Origin of the sequence: Natronospira sp., from assembly GCF_007134575.1 — a bacterium.
Classification (GTDB): domain Bacteria; phylum Pseudomonadota; class Gammaproteobacteria; order Natronospirales; family Natronospiraceae; genus Natronospira; species Natronospira elongata.
The window spans coordinates 1-6,982 of record NZ_SLKM01000005.1 but is presented as its reverse complement, the minus strand read 5'-3'; the positions used below and the strand labels follow the sequence as shown (position 1 = coordinate 6,982).

Below are 6,982 nucleotides of genomic sequence, written 5' to 3'. Positions count from 1 at the left end.
CCCCCACTTCTGCAAGTCTGCGCTCAGCCGTTACACGCCCTGGGACTTTATCGCGCTGGTGGAATCACATGGCATTCCCTACCATGAGAAAAAGCTCGGCCAGTTGTTCTGCGACCGCAAGTCTCGGGACATCGTCAATTTGCTGCTTCACGAGTGTCAGTCGGCGGTCGTAGAGATCATGACCCGTATCTCGGTCCTGGAAGTGATCAAGGACGAAGGGTTCCGGCTCCAGACTTCCGCGGGCCTGTATTCATGCGAGAGCCTGGTGATTGCCACAGGTGGGCTGTCCATTCCCAAAATGGGCGCAAGTGGCTTTGGCTACGACCTGGCCAGGCAGTTCGGTCTGACTGTTCTGGAAACCCGCGCCGGCCTGGTTCCCTTTACCCTGGATGAACGCAAGCTGCGGGACCTGTCCGATCTGTCCGGCGTCTCGACCGAGGTCGAAGCCTGTGCAGGTGGGGGAAGTGGGCCACATGCCTGTTTCCGCGAAAATCTGCTGTTCACCCATCGTGGCCTGAGTGGTCCCGCGATATTGCAGGTCTCATCTTATTGGCGTCCCGGAGAGGCGGTGGAGCTGGATCTGTTTCCCGCCCAGGCATTGGCTGACACTCTCAAGCAAGCTCGTCGCGAGACACCGAGACTGCGTCTCAAATCTCTGCTCTCCAACTGGCTGAGTCGCCGCCTGGCGGAGCGTTGGTGTGAGCTTTATCTGGGCAATCCGCGCTTGGCAGATATGTCAGACAAGGATGTTGAGGATGTGATCGCTTATTGTCAGCCCTGGCAATTGCGGCCTTCGGGGACGGAAGGTTATCGCACCGCCGAGGTGACCCTGGGTGGGGTGGATACTCGGCAACTGTCTTCCCAAACCATGGAATGTCGCAGCGTGTCGGGGCTTTATTTCATTGGTGAGGTGGTCGATGTGACGGGGCACCTGGGCGGTCATAATTTTCAGTGGGCCTGGGCGTCGGGGCGTGCGGCGGGAGAGGTTGTTTGAATGAATTAATCAGAGGTCCCTTAGCTGGATGCGACTGAACTGTCGTTGGTGAGCATCAACTCTCTTTGGGTGATCTGGTGGCGAGCCGGTTCAACCACACGCCGGATTTGCCAGCCGGATTCCGGTTGACGGGTCGCAGCCAGGGCAAGATCCATCAACTTGCGCTTTTCCAGTTTATGACCTTTCGTATCCCGCAGCAGAAGAACCTGGGGCAGCAGCCGGGCACTGCGGCCCGCGGAGATAACCAGGGCAATGCTGCCATTGACCAGTTCCACCACACTGCCTACCGGGAAGATGCCCACGCAACGGATGAATTCGTCCATCAGGTCCTGGCCGAAGGTGTCTTTGCCATGACGTTGCATGGTACGTAGCACCTGATCAGCGGCCAGTCCGCGGTGATAGGGCCGGTCGCTGGTCATGGCGTCATAGACATCGGCAATGGCCGCGGCGAGAACCGGGCGACTGAGTTCGTCCTGTGGAAATGCTTCGGGATAGCCGGCACCGTTAACTCGGCGATGATGGCCACGAATGATGGCAAGGGCAACGTCTGGAATCTGGCCCGAGCCGCGCATCATGCGATAACCGATTTCGGGATGCTGACGCATGATCTTCCATTCCTCGGGAGTCAGCCTGTCCGGTTTGTTGAGCACTGCCTCCGGAATCTCCGCCTTGCCGATGTCATGCAATAGCGCGCCCATGCCAATGGCTTTCAAATCTTCATCGCCATAGCCCAGGTGATGACAGAAGGCCAGAGTGAGTACACAGACATTCAGGCAATGAAGCGAGGTGTACTCATCCCGGTTCTTCATCTGAGTTAGCCAGACCACTACATCCGGGTAATCGGTGATGGCATCAACCAGCGTGCCAACGAACTCCTTGGCTTCTTCGCTATCCACGCTGTGACCCATGCGAATATCGGTGAACAGTTGCTTGAGATAATCGTGGGTCCGGATCCGGTTTTCCCGTTGTTGCTCCAGGGTCGCGATAATTCGCTGGGGGTTAAGGCGCGTGTCCTTCAGGCGGCTGGTAGGCTGGGCAGCTTCTTTGGGCTGGGCCGGGGAGGGTTTGTGGGAAACAGGGCCCTGAACATCGATCCGGGACAACTCCGGATCCACGTCGACAAAGCGACAGATCTCGCGGATGGTATCCAGGTCTTCCTGCCGTTCCAGCAAAAAGCCCTGAAACAGAAAGGGGCTCTCCAGCCAGGGACGATCCAGCCGGCTGATGTACATCCCCAGTGCGAGTTCCCCGACTTCCTTCCTGATCATGCTCAAGGGCGGCTCCCTGCCCGAAATTGGGCGCTTCAGTCCAGCACCGTGATCAAGGCCTCGAGGCCCTGACGGTCCTGTTCATCAAAGCGTGCCCTATGTGGAGAATCGATGTCCAGTACCCCAAGCAGCCGGCCATCGCGGACCAGTGGAATGACGATCTCCGACTGGCTGGCGCTGTCGCAGGCAATATGCCCCGGGAAGGCGTCCACGTCGTCCACGACGAGGCTTTCCCGCCGCTCCGCGGCCGTGCCACAGACGCCTTCACCCAGACGGATCCGGACGCAGGCCGGCTTACCCTGAAAGGGGCCGACCACCAGCTCGCCGTCATCCATCAGGTAGAAGCCGGCCCAGTTCACGTCCGGCAGGCTGTGGTAGATCAGGGCGGACAGATTGGCGCAATTGGCGATCAACTGTTTTTCTCCGGCGACCAGGCCCATTGCCGCCAGGCGGAGATCGTCGTAGAAACTCTCGCGCTGGGAGTAATCGAGTTGCGGCAGACTGAACATGCGATCTAGTCTCCTTGGACCAGGGCCTGCCCCATTCGCAGGGCGGCGGTGGGATAAAGGCGGCGATCAAAGGCCGGCGCCCCTTCCGGCAGCATCAGAATCACGGTGCTCCCCATGTTGAAACGGCCCAGCTCCGCGCCCTGGGCCAATGCCCGCTGACTGGCAGGCGGCAATGGCAGCTCCCGCGCCTGCAGCCGGGTGGGAGGGGTGATCTCCCCTGTCCAGACGGTTTCAATGGACCCCACCAACAGGGCACCCACCATCACCACCGCCATGGGGCCATACTTTGTATCGAATTCCGCGACCACGCGTTCGTTACGGGCGAACAGTCCGGGAATCACTCGGGTGGTGGCCGGGTTGACCGAGAACAGCCGCCCCGGGAGGTGGCGCAGGGCGGTCAACTGGCCGCTCATTGGCATGTGGATACGGTGATAGTTATGGGGCGCCAGGTAGATGGTGCAGAAGCGTCCATTCTCGAAATCCGTCTGTCGCCCCGAGCGTCCCAGCAGCTCCTCGAAGCGATACCAGCGCCGCTTGGCCTGGAACAGCCGTCCGGCGCTGATCTGTCCCAGCTGACTGATGCGTCCATCCACGGGGGAGAGCACCGGGGCGTTTGCCAGTGGTCTGGCATCGGGCTTGAGCGCACGGCTAAAGAAGTCATTGAAACTGTCGTAGTCGCCCGGGTTCTCCCGTTCGGCCTCGGACAGCTCCACCGGGAAGCGATTCAGAAAACCGTCGATCAGACGTTTCCGCAGCCAGGGGCGGCGGGAACGAGTGACGGCATGGACCAGCCGCGACAGGGCATGCTGGGGCAGCAGATGCTGTGGCAGGGCACGGCAATAATCACCCAGAGTGGGAGGGGGCGCCTGCCGCATCAATGATGCCCCCGATGTTCGTGATGGTCATGATGGTCATCGTCATCATCCCGGCCCGTGCGTCGCTTGACCGGAACGGCCAGCTCAAGCAGCTGACCATTGTCGAATTCGAGCACCAGATGAGCCCAGTCTCCGACGGATAGCTCTTCACGCGGCTCATGCAACATCAGGTGTTTGCCACCGGGTTTCAACTCGACCCGGCCTTCCGCGGGCACTGCAATTTCATCGACCGCACGCATTTTCGCCTGACCATCTTCATGGATGGTTTCATGGATCTCGGCGCGGCGAAATTCCTCACTTCGAACGTTCACCAGGGTGATGGTCTCGTCGCCCTGGTTGACCAGGTCGAGGTAGGCGGCGGTTACCGAGGATCCCGGTGGTGCTTCGCGCACCCAGGGCGATTCGGCAGTCACCGGGGGGGCGGCCTGCACAGCCAGGGAAAGGGTAAGCAGGCCGAGCGCCAGAAACAGAGTTCTCATATCGTCGGATATCCTTTGGAAGTCAGTACTTACTGATGTTGGGCGTGCTGCTGACCCAGGTCCTGTCCCAGATAGCGGACGATGGCTTCAAAGTCCCGGCTTATCTGATCGGGCTGATGCGGGGCGGTGAAAAAGGCCTGGATATTACCGTCCGGCCCCACCAGGGTCAGAGAGGATCCATGATCTACTTCGTAATCCTCGCCGGGATCAACATCCGGGATGGAGACCGGCACACCCATTGAGCGCGCCAGCTCCACAACCTCTGCCTCACCGCCGGTGACGCCCAGAAAGTTGCGGTTGAAATAGGGCACGTATTCGGCAAGGCGCTCGGGCGTGTCCCGGGCGGGGTCCACGGAGACAAATAGCACGGAGGGCGGCATCACTCGCCCGTTCTCCTGGACCATGCGGTGGACCTGATTCATCTGCACCATGGTCTCGGGGCAAATGTCGGGACAATGGGTGAAACCGAAGAAAACCAGGGTCCATTGGCCCTTGAGTCGTTCCGGCGACCAGTAGGTCCCGTGATGGTCGAGCAGTTGCAGCTCCGGGATCAGGCGAGGCTGCTCCAGCAGCACGGCCTCGGTGTCCGGTTGCTGACCGGGTCTGTCGGAAGTCAACCAGGCTACCGTGGCACCGGCGGCCGCGAAGCAAAGGATGACTAGTGGGATGAGGATCTGCCTGATACTGTTCATGGTTGCAATTATCCCATAACTGGCCCGGGAACTGCAGGTCCCGGTGGTATGATGAGCGGCCAGTTTCGCTGCCAGGAGGCCTTGACGCGTGTCGCGCTTTTCCTCAGAACCGGACGGACTTGAGACCGTCGCCGATTTTGTCCGCTGGGCGGCCAGCGAGTTCAATCGGGCCGGCCTGTATTTTGGTCACGGCACCGACAATGCCCTCGATGAATCCATCTGGCTGGTTCTTCACGCCCTGGCGGTCACCCCGCCGCTGCCGGATGCCCTCTACTCGGCACGGCTGACGCCCACGGAGCGGGCGGAAGTGGTGGAATTGATCGGTGAGCGTCTCAGCAGCCGGAAGCCGGCCGCCTACCTTACCGGACAGGCACGCTTCGCCGGGCTGGATTTTCATGTCACCGAGGATGTGCTGGTTCCCCGCTCGCCGCTGGCTGAGCTGATCGAGCAGGGCTTTGGCCCCTTCGCTCCGCCCACGGGGTTCAATCGGGTGCTCGATCTGTGTACCGGCAGTGGCTGCATTGCCATTGCCTGCGCCATGCATCTGGGTGTCGATGAGGTTCATGCCACCGAACTCTCGGCCGAGGCCCTTGCCGTGGCTCGCCGAAACGTCGCTCGTTATGGTTTGCAGTCCGTGGTCCAGCTCCACCAGGGCGATCTTTTCGCCGATGCGCCGAGGCAGGGCTACGATCTGATCATCAGTAATCCGCCCTACGTGCCCGACACGGAAATGGCCGAACTGCCGGTCGAGTATCAGCGCGAGCCGGTGCTGGGGCTGCGGGCCGAGGAGGAGGGCACTGCCATTGCCGCTCGTATCATCGCCTCGGCGGCCGATTATCTTTCGCCGGAGGGCATTCTGGTCATCGAGGTGGGCAATGCGGCCGAAGCGCTCGCCAATCGCTTCAACGAGCTGCCCATGGAATGGCCCCTGTTCGAGCGGGGTGGCCAGGGGATATGCGTGATTCATGCGGCCGATCTGGGCGCCATTGCCGCCGACGGCCCGGGGAGGGATTGACCATGCCGGGTAATGGATTCGGTGAGCGCTTCCGTGTCAGCAGCTTCGGCGAGAGTCATGGCCCCGCCCTGGGCTGCATAGTCGAAGGCTGTCCACCGGGGCTGGCCGTGGACGAGGCCCTGATCCAGGCCGATGTGGAGCGCCGTCGGACGGGGCGCTCGCGCCACACCAGTCAGCGTCGTGAGCCTGATCAGGTACGCATTCTCTCGGGGGTTTTCGAGGGCAAGACGACTGGCACCCCGATCGGATTGCTGGTGGAGAACCAGGACCAGAAACCCAAGGACTATCGCAACATCGCCGATCGCTTCCGCCCCGGGCATGCCGATTACAGTTATATGCACAAATACGGCCGGCGGGACTATCGAGGTGGTGGCCGCTCCTCGGCACGGGAGACGGTCATGCGTGTGGCGGCCGGCGCCATCGCCCGTCAGTATCTGCGCCAGCATTTGGGCGTGGAGGTCCGGGGCTACCTTGCCCAGCTCGGGGAAATCCCCCTGGGCTTTGCCGACTGGAGCGCCGTGGATGACAACCCCTTTTTCTGCGCCGACCCGGAGCGGGTAGAGGAGTTGGAGGCGTACATGCACCGTCTGCGCAAGTCCGGTGATTCCGTGGGCGCGCGCATCAATCTGGTGGCCACCGGCATGCCGGTGGGCCTGGGTGAGCCGGTGTTCGATCGCCTGGATGCGGATGTGGCCAAGGCCATGATGGGGATCAATGCCGTCAAGGGTGTCGAGGTAGGCGATGGTTTCGCCTGCGTCCATCAAAAGGGTACCGAGCACCGGGATGAAATGACCCCGGAGGGCTTTCTCAGCAATCATGCCGGCGGCGTGCTGGGCGGTATCAGTACCGGCCAGGACCTGCGGGTGAGCATCGCCCTCAAGCCCACCTCCAGTTTGCGTCTGCCCGGTCGCAGCGTGGATGTGGCGGGGCAGGCGGTGGAAGTGGTGACCACTGGCCGGCACGATCCCTGTGTGGGGCTGAGGGCAGTGCCCATCGCCGAGGCCATGCTCCTGCTGGTGATCATGGACCACTGGCTGCGGCACCGGGCCCAGAACGCGGATGTGGACGCCCCGGGGCCTCGGATTCCGGCACGCCCGGGGGAATGATCGCCGCCCGACTGTCCAGCTTCTATCTGCTTTATTTCGCCGTG

At 61.6% G+C, this 6,982-nt stretch carries 8 protein-coding genes; 3 read left to right on the top strand and 5 right to left on the bottom strand.

Annotated features, from left to right (window positions below; all coding sequences use genetic code 11):
• A partial coding sequence (locus tag ACJWXQ_RS00190; RefSeq protein ID WP_406671895.1) for an NAD(P)/FAD-dependent oxidoreductase occupies positions 1 to 994 on the top strand: 994 nt, incomplete at its 5' end.
• Between the two features lie 20 nt (positions 995 to 1,014).
• Here the strand turns inward: ACJWXQ_RS00190 and ACJWXQ_RS00185 are convergent.
• From ACJWXQ_RS00185 to ACJWXQ_RS00165, 5 genes are read right to left on the bottom strand one after another with little or no spacing between them, the layout of a single operon-like run.
• Positions 1,015 to 2,262: an HD-GYP domain-containing protein gene (locus ACJWXQ_RS00185; RefSeq protein WP_346049992.1), complete on the bottom strand. Its 1,248-nt coding sequence runs from the start codon at positions 2,260 to 2,262 to the stop codon at positions 1,015 to 1,017.
• 35 nt (positions 2,263 to 2,297) lie between these two features.
• On the bottom strand, positions 2,298 to 2,771 hold the full coding sequence (locus ACJWXQ_RS00180; protein ID WP_346049824.1) for a GAF domain-containing protein: 474 nt from the start codon (positions 2,769 to 2,771) through the stop codon (positions 2,298 to 2,300).
• Positions 2,772 to 2,776: 5 nt separating this feature from the next.
• Positions 2,777 to 3,646 carry an archaetidylserine decarboxylase gene (gene asd / locus ACJWXQ_RS00175; protein ID WP_346049826.1) on the bottom strand — a complete coding sequence of 290 codons (870 nt, stop codon included), beginning with the start codon at positions 3,644 to 3,646 and terminating at the stop codon, positions 2,777 to 2,779.
• Positions 3,646 to 4,125: a copper chaperone PCu(A)C gene (locus ACJWXQ_RS00170; RefSeq protein ID WP_346049828.1), complete on the bottom strand. Its 480-nt coding sequence runs from the start codon at positions 4,123 to 4,125 to the stop codon at positions 3,646 to 3,648. Before ACJWXQ_RS00170 ends, asd begins: the two co-directional genes overlap by 1 nt.
• A 29-nt stretch (positions 4,126 to 4,154) precedes the next feature.
• Entirely contained in the window at positions 4,155 to 4,817 is a 663-nt protein-coding gene (locus ACJWXQ_RS00165; protein ID WP_346049830.1) for an SCO family protein, read from the bottom strand.
• Positions 4,818 to 4,905: 88 nt separating this feature from the next.
• Here ACJWXQ_RS00165 and prmB point away from each other — a divergent pair, with 88 nt between their 5' ends.
• Positions 4,906 to 5,832 carry a 50S ribosomal protein L3 N(5)-glutamine methyltransferase gene (gene prmB / locus ACJWXQ_RS00160; RefSeq protein ID WP_346049832.1) on the top strand — a complete coding sequence of 309 codons (927 nt, stop codon included), beginning with the start codon at positions 4,906 to 4,908 and terminating at the stop codon, positions 5,830 to 5,832.
• Between the two features lie 2 nt (positions 5,833 to 5,834).
• Positions 5,835 to 6,938 carry a chorismate synthase gene (gene aroC / locus ACJWXQ_RS00155; RefSeq protein WP_346049834.1) on the top strand — a complete coding sequence of 368 codons (1,104 nt, stop codon included), beginning with the start codon at positions 5,835 to 5,837 and terminating at the stop codon, positions 6,936 to 6,938.
• The last annotated feature ends 44 nt before the right edge of the window (positions 6,939 to 6,982 follow it).

Excerpts from the sequence above, each read along its gene's own strand:
- ACJWXQ_RS00185 (WP_346049992.1), bottom strand. The coding sequence starts at position 2,262 with ATGATCAGGAAGGAAGTCGGGGAACTCGCACTGGGGATGTACATCAGC.
- ACJWXQ_RS00180 (WP_346049824.1), bottom strand. The coding sequence starts at position 2,771 with ATGTTCAGTCTGCCGCAACTCGATTACTCCCAGCGCGAGAGTTTCTAC.
- asd (WP_346049826.1), bottom strand. The coding sequence starts at position 3,646 with ATGCGGCAGGCGCCCCCTCCCACTCTGGGTGATTATTGCCGTGCCCTG.
- ACJWXQ_RS00170 (WP_346049828.1), bottom strand. The coding sequence starts at position 4,125 with ATGAGAACTCTGTTTCTGGCGCTCGGCCTGCTTACCCTTTCCCTGGCT.
- ACJWXQ_RS00165 (WP_346049830.1), bottom strand. The coding sequence starts at position 4,817 with ATGAACAGTATCAGGCAGATCCTCATCCCACTAGTCATCCTTTGCTTC.
- aroC (WP_346049834.1), top strand. The coding sequence starts at position 5,835 with ATGCCGGGTAATGGATTCGGTGAGCGCTTCCGTGTCAGCAGCTTCGGC.